General features: G+C 49.3%; 9 protein-coding genes, 20 tRNA genes, 3 rRNA genes and 2 pseudogenes. 30 read left to right on the top strand and 4 right to left on the bottom strand.

All coding sequences use genetic code 11. The annotated features are described in order from the left end of the window. Positions 1–847: 847 nt before the first annotated feature. Positions 848–1,432: a hypothetical protein gene (locus OF158_RS12120; protein WP_225620903.1), complete on the bottom strand. Its 585-nt coding sequence runs from the start codon at positions 1,430–1,432 to the stop codon at positions 848–850. A 46-nt stretch (positions 1,433–1,478) separates the two neighbouring features. Further along, positions 1,479–1,599 (bottom strand): annotated as a pseudogene (locus OF158_RS12115) (LysM domain-containing protein); the annotation flags it as partial. Positions 1,600–1,858: 259 nt separating this feature from the next. On the opposite strand from OF158_RS12115, the gene OF158_RS12110 reads away from it, so the two are divergent. Next, positions 1,859–3,274, top strand: a complete 1,416-nt coding sequence (locus OF158_RS12110; RefSeq protein ID WP_048339815.1) for an ISLre2 family transposase — start codon at positions 1,859–1,861, stop codon at positions 3,272–3,274. A 485-nt stretch (positions 3,275–3,759) separates the two neighbouring features. Next, positions 3,760–4,827: a DUF1646 family protein gene (locus OF158_RS12105; RefSeq protein WP_035184005.1), complete on the top strand. Its 1,068-nt coding sequence runs from the start codon at positions 3,760–3,762 to the stop codon at positions 4,825–4,827. A 139-nt stretch (positions 4,828–4,966) separates the two neighbouring features. Here OF158_RS12105 and OF158_RS12100 read toward each other — a convergent pair whose 3' ends face one another. After that, positions 4,967–5,656, bottom strand: a complete 690-nt coding sequence (locus OF158_RS12100) for an MgtC/SapB family protein (protein ID WP_029142729.1) — start codon at positions 5,654–5,656, stop codon at positions 4,967–4,969. 90 nt (positions 5,657–5,746) lie between these two features. On the opposite strand from OF158_RS12100, the pseudogene OF158_RS12095 reads away from it, so the two are divergent. From OF158_RS12095 to OF158_RS11980, 24 genes and pseudogenes are all read left to right on the top strand, one after another. After that, positions 5,747–6,403 (top strand): annotated as a pseudogene (locus OF158_RS12095) (DMT family transporter); the annotation flags it as partial. A gap of 203 nt (positions 6,404–6,606) precedes the next feature. Then, a 16S ribosomal RNA gene (locus OF158_RS12090) occupies positions 6,607–8,159 on the top strand. Between the two features lie 165 nt (positions 8,160–8,324). Next, positions 8,325–11,257: ribosomal RNA gene (locus OF158_RS12085) — 23S ribosomal RNA — on the top strand. A 277-nt stretch (positions 11,258–11,534) separates the two neighbouring features. After that, positions 11,535–11,650: ribosomal RNA gene (rrf, locus tag OF158_RS12080) — 5S ribosomal RNA — on the top strand. The 16S, 23S and 5S rRNA genes sit together here with 20 tRNA genes alongside, the layout of an rRNA operon. An 8-nt stretch (positions 11,651–11,658) precedes the next feature. Beyond that, a tRNA-Val gene (locus OF158_RS12075) sits at positions 11,659–11,731 on the top strand. 166 nt (positions 11,732–11,897) lie between these two features. Then, positions 11,898–11,973 (top strand) — tRNA-Lys (locus tag OF158_RS12070). A gap of 6 nt (positions 11,974–11,979) precedes the next feature. Beyond that, positions 11,980–12,061, top strand: a tRNA-Leu gene (locus OF158_RS12065). Positions 12,062–12,076: 15 nt separating this feature from the next. Further along, positions 12,077–12,151, top strand: a tRNA-Gly gene (locus OF158_RS12060). A 9-nt stretch (positions 12,152–12,160) separates the two neighbouring features. Beyond that, positions 12,161–12,246: transfer RNA gene (locus OF158_RS12055), tRNA-Leu, on the top strand. Between the two features lie 17 nt (positions 12,247–12,263). After that, positions 12,264–12,337 (top strand) — tRNA-Arg (locus tag OF158_RS12050). A gap of 13 nt (positions 12,338–12,350) precedes the next feature. Beyond that, positions 12,351–12,427 (top strand) — tRNA-Pro (locus OF158_RS12045). 13 nt (positions 12,428–12,440) lie between these two features. Next, positions 12,441–12,516 (top strand) — tRNA-Ala (locus OF158_RS12040). Positions 12,517–12,540: 24 nt separating this feature from the next. Beyond that, positions 12,541–12,614, top strand: a tRNA-Met gene (locus tag OF158_RS12035). A gap of 15 nt (positions 12,615–12,629) precedes the next feature. Further along, positions 12,630–12,706: transfer RNA gene (locus OF158_RS12030), tRNA-Ile, on the top strand. A gap of 18 nt (positions 12,707–12,724) precedes the next feature. Continuing rightward, positions 12,725–12,817: transfer RNA gene (locus OF158_RS12025), tRNA-Ser, on the top strand. Positions 12,818–12,834: 17 nt separating this feature from the next. After that, positions 12,835–12,908 (top strand) — tRNA-Met (locus tag OF158_RS12020). 2 nt (positions 12,909–12,910) lie between these two features. Next, a tRNA-Asp gene (locus tag OF158_RS12015) sits at positions 12,911–12,983 on the top strand. An 8-nt stretch (positions 12,984–12,991) separates the two neighbouring features. Beyond that, positions 12,992–13,067, top strand: a tRNA-Phe gene (locus OF158_RS12010). A 23-nt stretch (positions 13,068–13,090) separates the two neighbouring features. After that, a tRNA-His gene (locus OF158_RS12005) sits at positions 13,091–13,163 on the top strand. A gap of 7 nt (positions 13,164–13,170) precedes the next feature. Then, positions 13,171–13,244 (top strand) — tRNA-Gly (locus OF158_RS12000). 4 nt (positions 13,245–13,248) lie between these two features. After that, positions 13,249–13,322, top strand: a tRNA-Ile gene (locus OF158_RS11995). Between the two features lie 5 nt (positions 13,323–13,327). Beyond that, positions 13,328–13,402, top strand: a tRNA-Asn gene (locus tag OF158_RS11990). A gap of 3 nt (positions 13,403–13,405) precedes the next feature. After that, positions 13,406–13,497: transfer RNA gene (locus OF158_RS11985), tRNA-Ser, on the top strand. Between the two features lie 5 nt (positions 13,498–13,502). After that, positions 13,503–13,574: transfer RNA gene (locus OF158_RS11980), tRNA-Glu, on the top strand. Positions 13,575–13,738: 164 nt separating this feature from the next. Here the strand turns inward: OF158_RS11980 and OF158_RS11975 are convergent. After that, positions 13,739–14,662, bottom strand: coding sequence for a 1,4-dihydroxy-2-naphthoate polyprenyltransferase (locus OF158_RS11975; protein ID WP_035183998.1), 924 nt, complete (start codon positions 14,660–14,662; stop codon positions 13,739–13,741). Positions 14,663–14,906: 244 nt separating this feature from the next. Here OF158_RS11975 and OF158_RS11970 point away from each other — a divergent pair, with 244 nt between their 5' ends. The 4 genes from OF158_RS11970 to menB are packed head-to-tail and all read left to right on the top strand — an operon-like array spanning position 14,907 to position 19,664. After that, positions 14,907–16,259, top strand: a complete 1,353-nt coding sequence (locus tag OF158_RS11970; RefSeq protein WP_226979843.1) for an isochorismate synthase — start codon at positions 14,907–14,909, stop codon at positions 16,257–16,259. A 1-nt stretch (position 16,260) separates the two neighbouring features. Then, positions 16,261–18,006 (top strand): 2-succinyl-5-enolpyruvyl-6-hydroxy-3-cyclohexene-1-carboxylic-acid synthase, encoded by a 1,746-nt coding sequence (gene menD, locus OF158_RS11965; RefSeq protein ID WP_035183995.1) that lies wholly within the window; start codon positions 16,261–16,263, stop codon positions 18,004–18,006. Further along, positions 18,003–18,806, top strand: coding sequence for a 2-succinyl-6-hydroxy-2,4-cyclohexadiene-1-carboxylate synthase (gene menH / locus OF158_RS11960; protein WP_035183992.1), 804 nt, complete (start codon positions 18,003–18,005; stop codon positions 18,804–18,806). Before menD ends, menH begins: the two co-directional genes overlap by 4 nt. Positions 18,807–18,845: 39 nt before the next feature. Beyond that, positions 18,846–19,664 carry a 1,4-dihydroxy-2-naphthoyl-CoA synthase gene (gene menB / locus OF158_RS11955; RefSeq protein ID WP_026684902.1) on the top strand — a complete coding sequence of 273 codons (819 nt, stop codon included), beginning with the start codon at positions 18,846–18,848 and terminating at the stop codon, positions 19,662–19,664. The last annotated feature ends 290 nt before the right edge of the window (positions 19,665–19,954 follow it).

Genomic DNA, 19,954 nt, shown 5'->3' with positions numbered 1-19,954 from the left:
AAGGGTTTTTTAAAAATTGCAGGAAAAACCTTGCGCTCGAAAGCTGCTCAACAACAGCACGGATTTTCGCAAATATATTGTGGCAAAGCTTGCTCACAAATCGAATTCGTTCCGCAAACCCTAATGATTGGGGAATGAATCATTCATAAAATCAATCCGTTAAAAGGCAAAAGATGATCAAATTTTTGCAAATGATGGGATGGTGTAAAATCGAAGGCTAAGGATTGCTCACGGAGAGAAAAAATTTATAATAAAGGAAAAAGAAAATAAAGTTTTAAAGAAAAAGTTTTTTTTATCACAAGGGGGGCATAACTTATGGTAATGATTAGAGATGGGGAGAAAAAAACATGAGTGCGTTAAATTGGAAACTCAAACGGCGCATAAAAATATCGAAACAGCGTCAAATCAACATTCCCAAATATTTTTAGAATATTTTAAATTTTTATGATGAAACTTTTGTCGAATACAACGTAAAAGAAATTGTCATCCGTTCAGCCCGAAATGAAGTGGTGGATTTTTTTGGAGGATATTTTGCAGGATTTAATTGCGAAAGGATTGAGTGGGGAAGAGCTGCTTGAACAATCCAGAGTCATGAAAAGTGAAATTCCGCATGCTAGAGTATTTAAAAAGTGATTACCGAAGAAAAACGGAAATCTTCCTGGGTCGGATGAATTAAAATGGTTGCAAAAACGTGTAGGAAGTTCTTCAACATAAAACCCCCACTTCAAAAGTGGGGGCATCTAATGGGAACCTTGTGTTGTAATGATCCATTATGGAATCATTACCCGTGAAAATCACCGGTCTTTTGATTGACCGTTACATCAGGGTATTTACCAGTATCACGTTCTTACACCCAGACCTCCCAGTAGCCGTTACCAATATACTTGTAGTGGTCAGGTGTAAGATGATAATTCTTATATAGGTCTTTTTCAAAAGTATCTACCCAGGCACCTTTCGGCCGAGTTACAACCTGATTAATCTTATACGGACTGGAACTGGAGCTTGTGTTTTTATTTGATGTTCCTTCATTATTCGATGTTGTATTTCCTGATGTCGATGAATTTCCTGATGCTGGTTGATCTGACTTTGAATCATCAGACTGGGTTGATGTTGATTGGTCTGATTTTGAACCGTCAGACTGGGTTGATGCTGATGATCTGCTTTCTCCTGATTGTCCCTTAGAACTTTTCTGATCATTTTCCGTTGTTGAGCCTGAACTGTCTGCTTCATTCTTTGAACCGGAAGTTGAACTGGTTGCTTCATTCTTACTTGTGTCCTTTTTTTGTGCTTTGTCCTTATGCTGCGGAGAGGAGTTTGTTTCAGAATGACTTTGATCACTTGATGCGTTTTGGTTTTGATTGTGATGATATATAAAGAAACCACCAATCGCAATCAGAACAACAACCAATACGAGTAAACCAACTTTTTTCATTTTGATGTCTCCTCTTCCAACATATTAACACACTTGTATAGTATTAAACCTCAAGTACTTGCCCAGCGTAGATTTTATTTGGGTCAGCAATATTGTTCCAAGACTGGAGTTGTGAAACGGATACCTGCAATGCCACTAAGCGTATCGCCTGATTTCACCACATAGGTCAAATATGGATACTGACATGTCAGAGCGTGAGGATGCTCATTGGGGGCAGCTAGTGGACAGTACACATTTTTTGGAGTGATTCATTTTGCTTTATTTTTCCTTCTCCGGGGTTGGTATGTCAAGGGTACGGTAAAGCCCTCGGTTGATGGTATGTGTAAAATTTTACTCGACGGGGCAGATGAGTGGAAAAAAATGGGAAGACGCTCTATCATCTAATTGTACACTTCAAGATGAACATCTAGAGAGAGAGGTCTTCCCATGGATATTATATCAATAATTGCTGGATTATTAAAGGATACAAAGAGTCTTATCGAATTTGAAGAACAGCTTAAACTTCTGATGCAGAAGGCTTTTACACAATGGGTTGGGGAAATATTTGAAGAGTTAGATAAAACAATTAAACAAAAGAAGTTGGAGGAAGGCTGGGAGTACTGCCGTAGTGATAACAGAAGCGTTCAGTTTCTATTTGGAAGTGTGACTTTTAAACGTTCATTAATGCGTGATAAGAGAGGGAACTCACATTATCCCTTGGATGAATGCTTGGGGCTGGTACCCCACCAGAGATATAGCCCGTTAGTGGAATTAAAGGTGGCAGAGTTGGCAAGTGAGAACACCTATCGGGAAGTAGCTGATATTTTAAAAGAGTGGACAGCAGTGAGTCTTAGTCACACAACTGTAGGGAACATGGTAAAATACGTAGGGAAAACTCAGGCGGAAGCCGATAAGGCACTTGTAGAAGAGCTAGAAATAGCTGTTTCCCTGCCTGAGGGGAAGAAGGTAGACTACCTGTTTTCTGAAGCAGATGGTGTATTCGTTCGGGGACTAAAAAAGAAACAGAGTATGGAAGTCCACCACGCCATTCTCTATGAGGGATGGGAAACCAATGGTAAAAGGGTCTCCCTGCGTCAGCCCACAGTCATCATGACAACGGAAGCCATCCAGACATTTTGGGATGAAGTCCAAGCCACAGCTGCCAACACCTACTCCCTCGAAAAAACGCATGTCATTACAAACAGTGATGGAGGTGCGGGATACACAGCTGAACGGTTTCAAACAGCTTTCTCACAGTCGGAATTTCCGGTGCTCAACCAGCTGGATACCTACCACGTTGCACAAGCCATCATAAGGACATTTGGGGGCGGAAAGAGCGAGATCAAGGAGCAAATTAGAAAAGCGATTAGAACGCATGACCTGGACCAATTCACGTTATATTTGGATACGCACGAAAGCACCTTGACGGATAAAAAGGCTCTCAAGAAAATCAAGGAATTCCGTTCGTATATCTTGAAAAACTGGGACCGCATTTTTGACTGGAGGGACAGGGTGAAAAACGTGCCGGAAGGTGCGAGAGGCCTAGGAGCGATGGAATCGAATCAAAGGCATATCTCCTTCAGGATGAAAAAAAGGGGCATGCATTGGAGTGAACTTGGCGCAGAAGCCATGGTGAAAATCAAACAAGGCATACTCAATGGGACATTGAGAGAAGCCTATCTGAAACACCGTTCAAGAAGCGAGAGAAAGCAACGGAACTTGAAACAATCCATCAGGATGTCTCAACTACTCAAGCAGCCTGTACGCCCGTCAGTGGGCGTAAAGCACGGATCAGTTGCCCTGCATTCAAGCAGTTCATCGGCAATGGGACATTTAAGCAAAATATTAGAGCTTTCGTTTTAAGCCTGGCTCAGTGGGGACTGATCGTTGAGGCGCGCGAAATTTACGAGACTCCTGCGGGAAAAGCGAGCCAGGAGAGACCCCGCAGCGAGGTACAAGCGAGGAGGCTCGCCGGCCGCCCGCGGAAAGCGAGTGGATTTCGCGCGCCTCAACATCCCCGTTATCCATCTTTATACGGAAATATTACATCTTTTCCGAAAATTACACCGAGCAAGTAAAACACGGTAGCCGAAAGTGTACAAAAAGAGTGTCTTGGAATACCCGATATTTAAACCTTGTCGAGAAAAACTTGACACATACCGGTTGATGTACACCATTGCGCCAATGCGCGGTAGATGTTATGATAGATAGAGCATTACTGTGAAACGCAGATGGTTTTGACAATGGAATAGAGCATTTTTTAAAGGAGGAGCCTGTCACCAAGGGATACGTATGTCCCGCGGTGGCAGGCTTTTTTGCTTTCCAGAGAAAAGAAAGGGAGTGGTTTGATGGTAATGGGATTGTCGGTTATTTTGTTATTGGTCCTGTGCCTGCCGTTTACAAAAATAGTGGAAAGGAATCTGGAAGCTTTTTTGTTTGTAATGGGCGTGGCAGCTTGTATTGTCAGCCGGTCATTTTCCTGGCATCTTGTGCAGGAAGCGCTACTGCACCCGCTCAACATTACGATTGCTGTGCTTGCGATGGGGCTTTTGTTCCGCTGGTTTGAGAAACCGATCGAAAAAGGAATCAGTCGGATCAGCCATGCGATGCCGTTTCGTTTGTTTATTGCGCTCTTTGTCATCATACTCGGTTTGCTGTCGAGCGTCATCACCGCCATTGTTGCCGCCATCGTTCTTGTCGCGGTCATTCGTTTTTTGCGGCTTGACCGAAAGACGGAAGTTCGTTTGGTTGTTCTCGCCTGTTTCGCCATTGGCCTTGGGGCTGTGCTCACGCCGATCGGGGAGCCGCTTTCCACCATTGTCGTGAGCAAACTGGATGCGGACTTTTTTTACTTGCTGAGACTTACCGGTACTTCAGTGATTCCAGCTGTCATTCTTTTCGGCGTACTGGCTGCTTTGATCGTCAAACCGGGGCAGTATGCAAGCGCCATGGAAACCGCGGCAGGAAAAGAACCGGGCATAGTCGCGAAGGAAGATGAAGGGCTAAAAACTGAATCGGCTTCAGAATCATACAAGGAAATTGTCATCCGAAGTTCCAAGATTTACTTGTTTGTCATGGCGCTCACTTTGCTCGGGGCAGGATTTGAACCGTTTATTGAAGCCTATTTGCTGGATCTCAGCCCGCTTGTCCTGTATTGGATCAATATGGTTTCTGCTGTTTTGGATAACGCCACCCTTGCCGCGGCCGAAATCAGCCCGGCGATGGGTGATAAGGCGATTCAAGATATTTTGATGGGCCTGCTGATTAGCGGCGGAATGCTCGTGCCGGGGAATATTCCGAATATCATTGCCGCGGGAAAATTAAAAATCTCAAGCATGGAATATGCGCGCTTTGCATTCCCACTCGGCCTGGCAGCAATGGTCGTTTATTTTGCGATCATCCTTTTCCTGGTTTAAAATAAGCGCTTCGTAACGACGTCCTTACTTGCCGGCGGGTGCGAGCAAAGATGGAGAAAATCCGGCTGCTGCTGAATATCCGGAACCCTTGGGCCTGGCCGGGAAAAGCAAGCGGTTTTTGCCCAGTAAAAAGCTCAATTCAGCTCTCTACTTCTGCAGCCGCAACTTCATCCATGCCGGAAATATGGCGGTATACATCCACCGTTGTATGTTTGTAGCTCGCCCGCGCCTTTAAATCGACTAAATGGGTTTGATCTTTTAAATCTTTGATCCGGATATTTTCAATTGTAATTTGCTGCTTCTCAATCGCATCGAGGACGCATGGTATGGCATCCCTGTTGCGGACGATCACTTTTATAATCAGGTCTTTATTGCGCAACTTTGTTTGCGCTGCTTTGCCCATTAAATAAGGGATGATTTCCACGCTGATGATAATGAGCACGACGCCGGCAATCGCCTCCATATAAAAACCGGCCCCGACAGCAATCCCGATGCCGCTCGCTCCCCAAATCATGGCGGCGGTGGTCAGGCCTGTAATGGTGTCATTGTCTTTTTTTAAAATCACCCCTGCCCCGAGAAAACCGATCCCGGAAACGATTTGTGCGGCAAGCCGGAGCGGGTCCATTGTAATCTGCACACTATGGGCATGGTTGAAAAGATAGGCAGACTGGATGGAAACAATGGTAAGGAGGCAACTGATAATTGAGATGACAAGGCTGGTTTTCAGTCCAAGCGGTTTCCGTTTTAATTCTCTTTCCAGCCCGATAATCAGCCCCAGCACGGCTGTAATTCCCAGTTTATATAAAATTTCCAAATCCCCAAAAACCATCCGGCTTCCCCCCTTGTAAAAAATACTGTTCAATGCTGCTTCTGCGCTATAAAATAAAAGTAAATAATCAAAAAAAGGAGAATTCGCAATTTGAATCCTTATATTGCTTTAATCGCGGGCGTACTTGCTGTCACATCCTCCGCCATTTTGGTAAAATACAGCACGGCGGATGCCGGTGTGATTGCTTTTTACCGGTTATTCTTTACCACCATCATCATGCTGCCAATCTTTCTGGCAGCCAGAAAGAAAGCGAAAATGCGCATGCTGAAAAAAGATTTGCTCTTTTCCATCAGTTCCGGGGCATTGCTCGCTTTCCATTTTATTTTATGGTTTGAATCGCTGAACTTGACATCGGTTGCCAGCTCGACTGTCCTTGTAACATTGCAACCGGTTTTTGCATTTGCCGGCAGCTATTTTATTTTTCGGGAACCGCTCTCTCTTAAGGCGATTGTTTGTGCTGCATTTTCCATTTTCGGGAGCATCCTGATCAGCTGGGGCGATTTTTTTATCAGCGGAAAAGCACTCTACGGCGATGTTCTGGCGCTCATCTCCTGCCTTTTTGTTACAGCTTATATGATGATCGGCCAGTACGTGCGGAAAAGGGCGGATGTGGTTCCATATACATTTATCGTCTACCTCGCGTCAACGGTTGTACTGTTTTTCTATGTGCTTTTTGCCGGAGAAGCTTTTTACCCGTATTCCGCCCGCAACTGGATCTGTTTTCTCCTCCTGGCCGTCTTGCCAACGAATTTCAAAAAAACTATTGCACAAATGCTCACGACATGATATATTAATACTCGTCCGATAGCGAGCAAGCAACATAACGTTGACAAGCTATCCGGCATTTGATATAATAGAAAAGTCACAGTCATAAAGATGCGACACAGATTGTTCCTTGAAAACTGGACAAAACGAAACGTCAAATTCTTTTTGAGCTTTTATCAAACATCTTTACTGAGAGTTTGATCCTGGCTCAGGACGAACGCTGGCGGCGTGCCTAATACATGCAAGTCGTGCGGACTTTTTAAAAGCTTGCTTCTAAAAAGTTAGCGGCGGACGGGTGAGTAACACGTGGGCAACCTGCCTGTAAGATCGGGATAACGCCGGGAAACCGGGGCTAATACCGGATAGTTTTTTCCTCCGCATGGAGGAAAAAGGAAAGACGGCTTTTGCTGTCACTTACAGATGGGCCCGCGGCGCATTAGCTAGTTGGTGGGGTAACGGCTCACCAAGGCCACGATGCGTAGCCGACCTGAGAGGGTGATCGGCCACATTGGGACTGAGACACGGCCCAAACTCCTACGGGAGGCAGCAGTAGGGAATCTTCCGCAATGGACGAAAGTCTGACGGAGCAACGCCGCGTGAGTGAAGAAGGCCTTCGGGTCGTAAAACTCTGTTGCCGGGGAAGAACAAGTGCCGTTCGAACAGGGCGGCGCCTTGACGGTACCCGGCCAGAAAGCCACGGCTAACTACGTGCCAGCAGCCGCGGTAATACGTAGGTGGCAAGCGTTGTCCGGAATTATTGGGCGTAAAGCGCGCGCAGGCGGCTTCTTAAGTCTGATGTGAAATCTTGCGGCTCAACCGCAAGCGGTCATTGGAAACTGGGAGGCTTGAGTGCAGAAGAGGAGAGTGGAATTCCACGTGTAGCGGTGAAATGCGTAGAGATGTGGAGGAACACCAGTGGCGAAGGCGGCTCTCTGGTCTGTAACTGACGCTGAGGCGCGAAAGCGTGGGGAGCAAACAGGATTAGATACCCTGGTAGTCCACGCCGTAAACGATGAGTGCTAAGTGTTAGAGGGTTTCCGCCCTTTAGTGCTGCAGCTAACGCATTAAGCACTCCGCCTGGGGAGTACGGCCGCAAGGCTGAAACTCAAAGGAATTGACGGGGCCCGCACAAGCGGTGGAGCATGTGGTTTAATTCGAAGCAACGCGAAGAACCTTACCAGGTCTTGACATCCTCTGACCTCCCTGGAGACAGGGCCTTCCCCTTCGGGGGACAGAGTGACAGGTGGTGCATGGTTGTCGTCAGCTCGTGTCGTGAGATGTTGGGTTAAGTCCCGCAACGAGCGCAACCCTTGACCTTAGTTGCCAGCATTCAGTTGGGCACTCTAAGGTGACTGCCGGTGACAAACCGGAGGAAGGTGGGGATGACGTCAAATCATCATGCCCCTTATGACCTGGGCTACACACGTGCTACAATGGATGGTACAAAGGGCTGCGAGACCGCGAGGTTAAGCCAATCCCAGAAAACCATTCCCAGTTCGGATTGCAGGCTGCAACCCGCCTGCATGAAGCCGGAATCGCTAGTAATCGCGGATCAGCATGCCGCGGTGAATACGTTCCCGGGCCTTGTACACACCGCCCGTCACACCACGAGAGTTTGTAACACCCGAAGTCGGTGAGGTAACCTTTACGGAGCCAGCCGCCGAAGGTGGGACAGATGATTGGGGTGAAGTCGTAACAAGGTAGCCGTATCGGAAGGTGCGGCTGGATCACCTCCTTTCTAAGGAAATTAAGGAAAACTTCGTTTTCCACAATTAAGTTTGACGTTTCCGTTTTGTTCAGTTTTGAAGGTTCAATACTTCAACATGTGTTCTTTGAAAACCGGATAGGAGAAACAAACCAAGTAAACCGAGAATCGCTTATTTTTGGATTTAAACCTTTTTATGGTTAAGTTAGAAAGGGCGCACGGTGGATGCCTTGGCACTAGGAGCCGATGAAGGACGGTACAAACACCGATATGCTCCGGGGAGCTGTACGTAAGCTTTGATCCGGAGATTTCCGAATGGGGAAACCCCCTGTCTTTAATCGGACAGGATTCCTGCCTGAATCCATAGGGCAGGAAGGGCACACCCGGGGAACTGAAACATCTCAGTACCCGGAGGAAGAGAAAGCAATTGCGATTTCCCAAGTAGCGGCGAGCGAACAGGAAACAGCCCAAACCGGAAGGCTTGCCTTCCGGGGTTGTAGGACACTCATATGGGAGTTACAAAAGAACGGGGTAAGTGAAGCGGCCTGGAAAGGCCTGCCGGAGAAGGTAAAAGCCCTGTAACTGACACTTCGTTCTCTCCCGAGTGGATCCTGAGTACGGCGGGACACGAGGAATCCCGCCGGAATCCGGGAGGACCATCTCCCAAGGCTAAATACTCCCTAGTGACCGATAGTGAACCAGTACCGTGAGGGAAAGGTGAAAAGCACCCCGGGAGGGGAGTGAAAGAGATCCTGAAACCGTGTGCCTACAAGTAGTCAGAGCCCGTTAACGGGTGATGGCGTGCCTTTTGTAGAATGAACCGGCGAGTTACGGTCTCATGCAAGGTTAAGCTGAAGAAGCGGAGCCGCAGCGAAAGCGAGTCTGAACAGGGCGAAAGAGTATGAGGCCGCAGACCCGAAACCAGGTGATCTACCCATGTCCAGGGTGAAGGCAAGGTAACACTTGCTGGAGGCCCGAACCCACGCACGTTGAAAAGTGCGGGGATGAGGTGTGGGTAGCGGAGAAATTCCAATCGAACTTGGAGATAGCTGGTTCTCTCCGAAATAGCTTTAGGGCTAGCCTCAAGCGAAGAGTTTTGGAGGTAGAGCACTGTTTGGACGAGGGGCCCTCATCGGGTTACCGAATTCAGACAAACTCCGAATGCCAAAAACTTATGCTTGGGAGTCAGACTGTGAGTGATAAGATCCATGGTCGAAAGGGAAACAGCCCAGACCGCCAGCTAAGGTCCCAAAGTATACGTTAAGTGGAAAAGGATGTGGCGTTGCTTAGACAACCAGGATGTTGGCTTAGAAGCAGCCATCATTCAAAGAGTGCGTAATAGCTCACTGGTCGAGTGACGCTGCGCCGAAAATGTACCGGGGCTAAACGTATCACCGAAGCTGCGGATGGACACCATTTGGTGTCCGTGGTAGGAGAGCGTTCTAAGGGCGTTGAAGCCGGACCGGAAGGACCGGTGGAGCGCTTAGAAGTGAGAATGCCGGTATGAGTAGCGAAAGAAGGGTGAGAATCCCTTCCACCGAATGCCTAAGGTTTCCTGAGGAAGGCTCGTCCGCTCAGGGTTAGTCGGGGCCTAAGCCGAGGCCGAAAGGCGTAGGCGATGGACAACAGGTTGATATTCCTGTACCGCCTCTTCACCGTTTGAACGATGGGGGGACGCAGGAGGATAGGGCAAGCGCGACACTGGTTGATCGCGTCCAAGCAGTTAGGCCGGTGCGGAGGCAAATCCTTCGCGCCAAGGCGGAGCTGTGATGGCGAGGGAAATTTTAGTACCGAAGTTCCTGATTCCACACTGCCAAGAAAAGCCTCTAGTGAGGTGAAAGGCGCCCGTACCGCAAACCGACACAGGTAGGCGAGGAGAGAATCCTAAGGTGAGCGAGAGAACTCTCGTTAAGGAACTCGGCAAAATGACCCCGTAACTTCGGGAGAAGGGGTGCTTTTTGGGGTGTATGCCCCGGGAAGCCGCAGTGAATAGGCCCAGGCGACTGTTTAGCAAAAACACAGGTCTCTGCGAAGCCGCAAGGCGAAGTATAGGGGCTGACACCTGCCCGGTGCTGGAAGGTTAAGGAGAGGGGTTAGCCGTAAGGCGAAGCTCTGAACTGAAGCCCCAGTAAACGGCGGCCGTAACTATAACGGTCCTAAGGTAGCGAAATTCCTTGTCAGGTAAGTTCTGACCCGCACGAAAGGTGTAACGATCTGGGCACTGTCTCAACGAGAGACTCGGTGAAATTATAGTACCTGTGAAGATGCAGGTTACCCGCGACAGGACGGAAAGACCCCATGGAGCTTTACTGCAGCCTGATATTGAATTTTGGTACAGCTTGTACAGGATAGGTAGGAGCCTTGGAAACCGGAGCGCCAGCTTCGGCGGAGGCATCGGTGGGATACTACCCTGGCTGTATTGAAATTCTAACCCGCACCCCTTACCGGGGTGGGAGACAGTGTCAGGCAGGCAGTTTGACTGGGGCGGTCGCCTCCTAAAAGGTAACGGAGGCGCCCAAAGGTTCCCTCAGAATGGTTGGAAATCATTCGCAGAGTGTAAAGGCATAAGGGAGCTTGACTGCGAGACTTACAAGTCGAGCAGGGACGAAAGTCGGGCTTAGTGATCCGGTGGTTCCGCATGGAAGGGCCATCGCTCAACGGATAAAAGCTACCCTGGGGATAACAGGCTGATCTCCCCCAAGAGTCCACATCGACGGGGAGGTTTGGCACCTCGATGTCGGCTCATCGCATCCTGGGGCTGTAGTCGGTCCCAAGGGTTGGGCTGTTCGCCCATTAAAGCGGTACGCGAGCTGGGTTCAGAACGTCGTGAGACAGTTCGGTCCCTATCCGTCGCGGGCGCAGGAAATTTGAGAGGAGCTGTCCTTAGTACGAGAGGACCGGGATGGACGCACCGCTGGTGTACCAGTTGTCTTGCCAAAGGCATCGCTGGGTAGCTATGTGCGGAAGGGATAAGTGCTGAAAGCATCTAAGCATGAAGCCCCCCTCAAGATGAGATTTCCCACAGTTTATACTGGTAAGATCCCTGAAAGATGATCAGGTTGATAGGTCCGGGGTGGAAGCGCGGCGACGCGTGGAGCTGACGGATACTAATCGATCGAGGACTTAACCACGAAAAGCGGAAGCGCCTTGCTCATCGGTGTACGGATTTCGGAGCTTTCGACTGAAATAAAGGAAACACGGCGAGGTATCGAGCCGATGCCTGCTTATCGTAGGGAGAAAGCGTAGAAATACGCTAGCCGATAGGCGCTGGAGCTGGACAACAGAAAAGCGGAGGTGCCTTACTAAAGGCACTGGCGCTAGATCATTTTCAAAGTTAAAAACGCATTCTCCGTTTACAGTTTCTTCTCCCATCCGGTTTTCAGGGAACACATCCCAAAATTATACAGGTCCGGTGATAATGGCGGAAAGGTCACACCCGAACACATCCCGAACTCGGAAGTTAAGCTTTCCAGCGCCGATGGTAGTTGGGGGTCTCCCCCTGCGAGAGTAGGACGTTGCCGGGCCATAATACGGAGGATTAGCTCAGCTGGGAGAGCGTCTGCCTTACAAGCAGAGGGTCGGCGGTTCGATCCCGTCATCCTCCATTTTTATGCCGTTCCGATTCAGGTGCAACCGGCTTCCATCGGAAGGTTGGGGATACTGGCTTGTGACCGGCATCATACTTCCCGGGAATCCTAAAAATAGATATGTACATATTTAACCCAATATAGTATAATTCTCTTTGTGACAAGTAATGTCATTATCGGATATGAGCCATTAGCTCAGTTGGTAGAGCATCTGACTTTTAATCAGAGGGTCGCAGGTTCGAATCCTGCATGGCTCACCATTTATCGCGGGTGTGGCGGAATTGGCAGACGCACCAGACTTAGGATCTGGCGCCGTAAGGCGTGGGGGTTCGACTCCCTTCACCCGCACTGTTTACATGATATGCGGAAGTAGTTCAGTGGTAGAACATCACCTTGCCAAGGTGGGGGTCGCGGGTTCGAATCCCGTCTTCCGCTCCATTTTATCCCGCCGGGGTGGCGGAATTGGCAGACGCACAGGACTTAAAATCCTGCGGTAGGTGACTACCGTACCGGTTCGACTCCGGTCCTCGGCATCAGTACCATGACAAATGCGCCCATAGCTCAATTGGATAGAGCGTTTGACTACGGATCAAAAGGTTAGGGGTTCGACTCCTCTTGGGCGCGCTTATTCCTGTTTCGGGAAGTAGCTCAGCTTGGCAGAGCACATGGTTAGGGACCATGGGGTCGCAGGTTCAAATCCTGTCTTCCCGACCATGAAGATCATAACGGGGCCTTAGCTCAGCTGGGAGAGCGCCTGCTTTGCACGCAGGAGGTCAGCGGTTCGATCCCGCTAGGCTCCACCAATCCACCAAACAGAGTCAAATAACGGCGGCGTAGCTCAGCTGGCTAGAGCGTACGGTTCATACCCGTGAGGTCGGGGGTTCGATCCCCTCCGCCGCTATATTTTGTATATATCGGACCTTTAGCTCAGCTGGTTAGAGCAGACGGCTCATAACCGTCCGGTCGTAGGTTCGAGTCCTACAAGGTCCACCATTTTTTATTTTTTCATACGGAGGAATACCCAAGTCTGGCTGAAGGGATCGGTCTTGAAAACCGACAGGCGGGTTACACCGCGCGGGGGTTCGAATCCCTCTTCCTCCGCCATTTCATTATTTTATCATCGCGGGGTGGAGCAGTCTGGTAGCTCGTCGGGCTCATAACCCGAAGGTCGCAGGTTCAAATCCTGCCCCCGCAATTGGTCCCGTGGTGTAGCGGTTATCACGCCTGCCTGTCACGCAGGAGATCGCGGGTTCGATTCCCGTCGGGACCGCTTGTTTTGGCTCGGTAGCTCAGTCGGTAGAGCAAAGGACTGAAAATCCTTGTGTCGGCGGTTCGATTCCGTCCCGAGTCACCATTGGTTTCAATGAAAAATATATGGCGGTTGTGGCGAAGTGGTTAACGCACCGGATTGTGGCTCCGGCATTCATGGGTTCGATTCCCATCATCCGCCCTTTGCTGCGGGTGTAGTTTAGTGGTAAAACCACAGCCTTCCAAGCTGTTGTCGTGGGTTCGATTCCCATCACCCGCTCCACTTTGGGCCTATAGCTCAGCTGGTTAGAGCGCACGCCTGATAAGCGTGAGGTCGATGGTTCAAGTCCATTTAGGCCCATATATTCCGCAGTAGCTCAGTGGTAGAGCAATCGGCTGTTAACCGATCGGTCGTAGGTTCGAATCCTACCTGCGGAGCCATATGGAGAAGTACTCAAGTGGCTGAAGAGGCGCCCCTGCTAAGGGTGTAGGTCGCGATTAGCGGCGCGAGGGTTCAAATCCCTCCTTCTCCGCCATTTTTGGCCCGTTGGTCAAGCGGTTAAGACACCGCCCTTTCACGGCGGTAACACGGGTTCGAATCCCGTACGGGTCATACTGGTCACGAAGCTGTTCCGGAAACTGCCGGAGCAGCTTTTTTTGCGCGTTTTTTCACTTCTGCAAACCTCTTCAGGACTTCACCCAGGCTACGGGTCCGGTAAAGTATGATAGAAAAAACGCAAAAACAAACGGCGGAGTGTTACACTCCGCCGTTTGTTTTTAAATAAAATGATCGATCAAAAAGCTGATGGATAAAAGCACCCCGAAAATGGTGTTTGTCTGTGCGGTTGCTTTCATGGCAGGCAGCATTTGCAACGGTTCACTTTTTCCAATAAAGCCTTTAATGGCCCGGACCGGTTTCGGTGTGCTGACGAAAACGAGCAATACCCACGGGGTTACAACACCGAACAAAACGAGCCCGGCCATCCAGAGATAGGAAAGGGCAAACATTGCGGCCAGAAGCAGGATGGCTCCTTTCCGGCCGAGCAGAATGGCGATCGTTTTTCTGCCATTTGCTTTATCGCCGTCCAGATCGCGGATATTATTCGACAGCATAATGGCACCGATTAAAATCATAATCGGAATCGAAATAAATACAATCGGCCATGTGATCGTTTTTGTCTGGATAAAAAACGATATTAATATAATAATTACACCCATAAAAAAGCCGGAAATCAGTTCGCCAAGCGGCGTTGATGAAATTGGAAAAGGCCCTGCAGTGTAAAGATAAGCAACAAGCATGCAGACAGTGCCGATTACAGCAATCCACCAGGAACTTTGCGAGCAAATGTAAACGCCGATCAGCATGGCTGCACCGAAAAAAGCAAAGGCGAGGTGGAGCACCGTTTTCGGTTTGATGCCGTTTCTGACAATTGCCCCGCCGATCCCGACGGAATGCTCGGTATCAAGGCCGCGTTTGTAATCGTAATATTCATTAAACATATTGGTTGCTGCCTGAATTAACAGGGTTGCAACCAGCATTGCAGCAAACAGCAGCAGATTGATGCGGGCAATGCCCAAAGCCAGTACTGTCCCGAGAATGACAGGCACAAAACCGGCCGTTAAAGTATGGGGCCGTGTTAATTGCCACCAGATCCGCCAGCCTTTGTCAGGGCCGATTGCTGGAGAAGATTGCGCATTCATCTTCTTACTCTCCTTTTATGCTATTCTTATATAAATATGGCGAAATTAGTACATTTAAAGTTTAGGGAAATCAGGCCCATGTGTCAATGTATTTGGTTGGCAATCTTATTTTAAGCCGTTTTGCTGAATTTAACCGGCAAATTTTATATAATAGATGAGGTATGTTCATAAAAATGTTAAGTTTTCATATGAAAACTGTGATAGATGGCCCGGCAAAAAGTAAGAGAGGTTTGGAGGAGATCTTTTGGCTAATGAGGATATATTAATGAAAGAAAAAACGGCGCCGGCATTAAAACTGGTAAGCAAAGTCATAAAATGCCGCACTGCACCGGATCCGCTCCGCCTTTTTACAGCGGGTGCCGCGCATTTTTACGGCAGCCGGTTTTTCTGGCAGGATGCCGATCGCGAAACCGTATTTGTCGGTTTTGGCTGCGTATGGTCATGTACGGTCACAGCCTCTGACGGTTTTGCCCAAATGGAAGACGAATGGCGAAATTTGAAGGGGGCGGGCGAAGTTTATTCGGGAACCGGTGAAACGGGAACAGGGCCTGTGCTTTTCGGCGGTTTTGCGTTTGACGGGACGGTTGCAAAGCAGAAATGGAAAACATTTGGTCAAGGCATTTTCCGCGTGCCGCAAATTCTTTTCACTTTTAAAAAAGATGCCGTCTTTCTCACGGTAAATGGATGCGGCGGAACAGAGAGCGTGCAGGAAGCGGAGGAAACCGTACGAAGCCTTTTAAACGGCAGTACAGCTTTCCCTGCACTTCCGCTTTTAAAAGCTGTAAAGGAAATCGGTTCGGACGAATGGAAAAAAAGTGTCGCAACAGCCGTGGAGTTTATCCGGGAAGGGAGAATGGACAAAGTTGTCCTGGCAAGAAAACTGGAACTTGCTTTTGACGGTGTGGTGAGCCCGGATGCGGTGCTTGCAGCGCTTTCCGTCCAGCAGCATGACAGCTATTTATTTGTGCTGGAAGAAGGCAGTGAAAGTTTTATCGGGGCTTCGCCGGAAAGGCTGGTGAAAAAAACGGGCCGGCATATTTTATCGACGTGTCTTGCCGGTTCGATCAAACGCGGCCGCAATGAGGCGGAGGATTTGGAACTTGGAAAAGCGCTGCTTTCGGATCAGAAAAATTTAAGCGAGCATGGTTTTGTCGTATCCATGATTCGGCAGGTGCTTGAACCTTTTTGCAATGGGCTGAATGTGCCGGATGAGCCTGTGTTGATGCGGATGCGCGATATCCAGCATCTTTACACCCCGGTTACCGGGACAGTGAAGGACAAGGACACCACCCTTTTTCAATTGGTCAAAGCGCTCCATCCGACGCCAGCACTTGGCGGTATTCCGCGGCAGCCGGCCATGGAAGCAATCCGGCTTCTTGAAAAAATGGACCGCGGTTTATACGGCGCGCCGATCGGCTGGGTGGATTACAGGGGAAGCGGCGAATTTTGCGTCGGCATCCGCTCCGGGCTGTTAAAGGAGGATCGTGCATCCCTTTATGCCGGATGCGGTGTCGTCAAGGAATCGGAACCTGAAGAAGAATATAAAGAAACAAGCGTCAAATTTACCCCGATGCTGCGCGCTTTAGGAGGCAAATAGAGTGGAACACCAGGAGATCATGACAACTTATTTGGCAGCTTTTATCCGGCAGTTGTCCGCGATGGGGATCCGCTATGCGGTGGTAAGCCCCGGGTCAAGGTCGACGCCGATTGCGATGTTGTTAGCGGAACATCCGGATTTTCAAATTTACATGGATATTGATGAACGGTCAGCCGCTTTTTTTGCGCTCGGGCTTGCAAAAGAAAAACGCAAACCGGTTGTGCTTTTATGTACGTCTGGCACAGCTGCCGCCAACTATTATCCGGCGGTTGCGGAAGCCAATATTTCACGCGTGCCGCTTATTGTGCTGACGGCAGACCGGCCGCATGAACTGCGCAATGTCGGTGCCCCGCAGGCCATTGACCAGATCCGGCTGTACGGCACCCATGTCAAATGGTTTGAGGAGATGCCGCTTCCGGAAGCAGAAGAAGAAGTGCTTCAATTTGTTCGGCAGACGGCGGCCAGGGCAGTTGTGACGGCGCTTCAGCAGCCAGCGGGTCCCGTGCATCTTAATTTTCCGTTGCGCGAGCCGCTTGTTCCGGTTCTTAAGCCGTCTCCTTTTGCCGGCGAAGTACCGGTGCCGGCCATTGAAAATTTTTCCGGCACCCTGCGACTTTCAGAAGAAACGGTTGAAATTGTGGCAAAAGAGATCCGGGAAAAGGACCGCGGCCTGATCATTTGCGGGCCGATTGATATTCCCGGCTTTGCGGAGGCGGTTGTGGCGCTCAGCGAAAAAACGGGTTACCCGGTGCTGGCCGATCCACTGTCACAACTGCGAAGCGGCCGGCACGGGAAAGAAAGGATCATTGAAAATTATGATTCCTTACTAAAAGATCCGAAATGGGCCGGCCGCCTTGCACCGAATGTTGTGATTCGCTTCGGTGCCATGCCCGTTTCCAAACCGCTGACCCTATTGCTAAAAAAAGTAAAAACAGCTGCCCATTATATCGTTGACGGCGGAAACGGCTGGCGCGATCCCGTGAAGCGGGGGACAACGGTTGTTTATTCGGATGAAATTGATTTCTGTAAAAAATTGTCAAATATAATTGTAATGAACCCGGTTTCGGAATGGTTCACCATGTGGGAAAAATTGAATCAACAGGCGCGGCAGATTGTTACGGCTTCGCTGGAGGTGGAAAAAACCTTTGATGAAGGAAAAACGGTAACCGAACTTGCTGCTGCTTTGCCGGACGGCAGCACCCTTTTTGTCGGCAACAGCATGCCGATCCGGGATGTCGATACATTTTTTCAGGCAACAGATAAAAAGATCCGCATTCTGGCAAACCGGGGCGCGAACGGCATTGACGGCGTTGTGTCCAGTGCAACCGGCGTGAGCGCGGGATGCGGCAAAGCCTTTTTGCTGATCGGCGACTTGTCCTTTTTCCATGATTTAAACGGCCTGCTGATGACGAAAATGCATAAGCTCAATCTTTGTGTGATTTTGATCAATAATAATGGTGGGGGCATTTTTTCTTTCCTGCCCCAGGCGGATGAACCGGAAAAATTTGAGCAGCTGTTCGGCACGCCGACGGACCTCGCGTTTGAATATGCGGTTAAAATGTATGGCGGGAGCTACATCCAGCCGCAAAACTGGGATCAATTCCGGGCGGCGCTTTCCGAATATAAAGGCGGGCTACAGGTGATTGAAGTGCGGACAAACCGGGCGAAAAATGTCGAAACCCACCGGAAAATCTGGTCACAAGTTTCCCGGGAAATGGAACGTTATTTTCAAGGTGAGCAACAATGAGAATTAACGGATTGGAATATCATGTAGAAACGGCGGGTGACGGGGAACCGTTGCTGTTGCTTCACGGTTTTACAGGAAATGGTAATACCTGGAATGATACGGTTTCCATACTTCGGGACGAATTCCGCTGCATTGTGGTGGATATCATCGGCCACGGCAAAACCGAAAAACCAGATGATCCCGGCCGCTATGACATTACAAAAGCCGCCGCTGATTTGCGTGCGGTGCTTCTGGCGCTTGGCATCCGGCGGGCGTCTGTTCTCGGCTATTCGATGGGCGGGAGGCTGGCGCTTACGTTTGCCGTCCAGTACCCGCAAATGGTGGACAAACTTGTACTGGAAAGCGCGTCTCCCGGTTTGAAAACGGAAGCGGAACGGCTGGCGCGGCGAGAACGGGATGAACAGCTGGCGGAACGGATTTTGACCGGATGCATGGAAGCATTTGTCAGCCATTGGGAAAATCTACCGCTGTTTGCATCACAAAAACAGCTGCCGGCTGAAGTAAGAGAAAAAATTCGCAAACAGCGCCTCGAAAATGACCCGGCTGGTTTGGCGAACAGCCTCCGCGGCATGGGGACAGGCGCGCAGCCATCATGGTGGGGAAGACTTTCTGAACTTCATTTCCCCGTCTTACTTGCAGCTGGCGAATGGGATGCCAAGTTTTGCCGGATTGCCGGAGAGATGGAGGAGCAGCTCCCGCATGCCAAAAAAATCATTTTTTCGCATGCCGGCCATGCAATTCATGTGGAAGATCCGAAAAAGTTTGGTACAATGATAAAGGGATTTTTAAAAAATTGTTGATAAATTGTCATAAAATGTACATAAAAAGGAGGAATCATCATGGCAGTTGAATGGAAGACTGAGCATGAGTATGAAGATATTTTATACGAATCCTATAATGGCATTGCCAAGATTACGATTAACCGTCCCCATGTGCGCAATGCTTTCCGGCCGGAAACGGTAACCGAGATGTATGATGCGTTTTCCCGGGCGCGCGATGACGCCAACATCGGAGTCATTATTTTAACCGGTATGGGGGAAAAGGCATTTTGTTCCGGCGGCGATCAAAAAGTGCGCGGCAATGGCGGTTATGTTGGCAGCGACAATATTCCGCGCCTGAACGTGCTTGATCTGCAGCATTTGATCCGTGTGATCCCGAAACCGGTCATCGCCATGGTAGCAGGCTATGCGATCGGCGGCGGGCATGTGCTGCATGTGGTTTGTGATTTGACGATTGCGGCCGACAATGCCATTTTCGGCCAGACCGGTCCTAAAGTTGGCAGCTTCGACGGTGGTTATGGCGCAGGTTATCTTGCAAGGATCGTCGGTCATAAAAAAGCGCGTGAAATCTGGTATCTGTGTCGCCAGTACAATGCGCAGGAAGCGTTAGAAATGGGGCTTGTCAACGCAGTCGTGCCGTACGAAAAATTGGAAGAAGAAACGATCAAATGGGCGGAGGAAATCCTTGAGAAAAGCCCAATGGCGATCCGTTTCCTGAAAGCCGCGTTTAATGCTGATACGGACGGGCTTGCCGGCCTCCAGCAATTTGCGGGCGATGCAACCCTTTTGTATTACACAACGGACGAAGCAAAAGAAGGCCGCGATGCATTCAAGGAAAAACGCAAACCGGACTTCGGCCAATTCCCGCGTTTCCCGTGATTGGAAAATGGGCTGTCTCAACTGAGGCAGCCTGAATTTTTTCACGGGGAAATTTTTGCTATGTGGTCCATGATTCAAAAAGGCAATTCTGCAAGTGGCTGAGATGTTCCTTAGCGTGGTTCAAAAAGACGTTTTGACTAATGACAAAGCACAAATTGTCCTTTAAAGAGGTTCAAAAGGACAATTCCGCAAGTAAAGAAGCCCGTAATGTCCTTTAAGGCGCTTTTAAAAGACGATTTTGCATTGGACAGGGATAACCTGTCCTGTTGAAAAAGCAAAAGTGGCATGTT

This window comes from Weizmannia sp. WK01 (assembly GCF_025905465.1).
In the GTDB taxonomy this organism is placed as follows: Bacteria; Bacillota; Bacilli; order Bacillales; family Bacillaceae_C; genus Weizmannia; species Weizmannia faecalis.
Note: the sequence above shows the minus strand (reverse complement) of the source record. Positions and strands in the feature narration are given on the sequence as shown.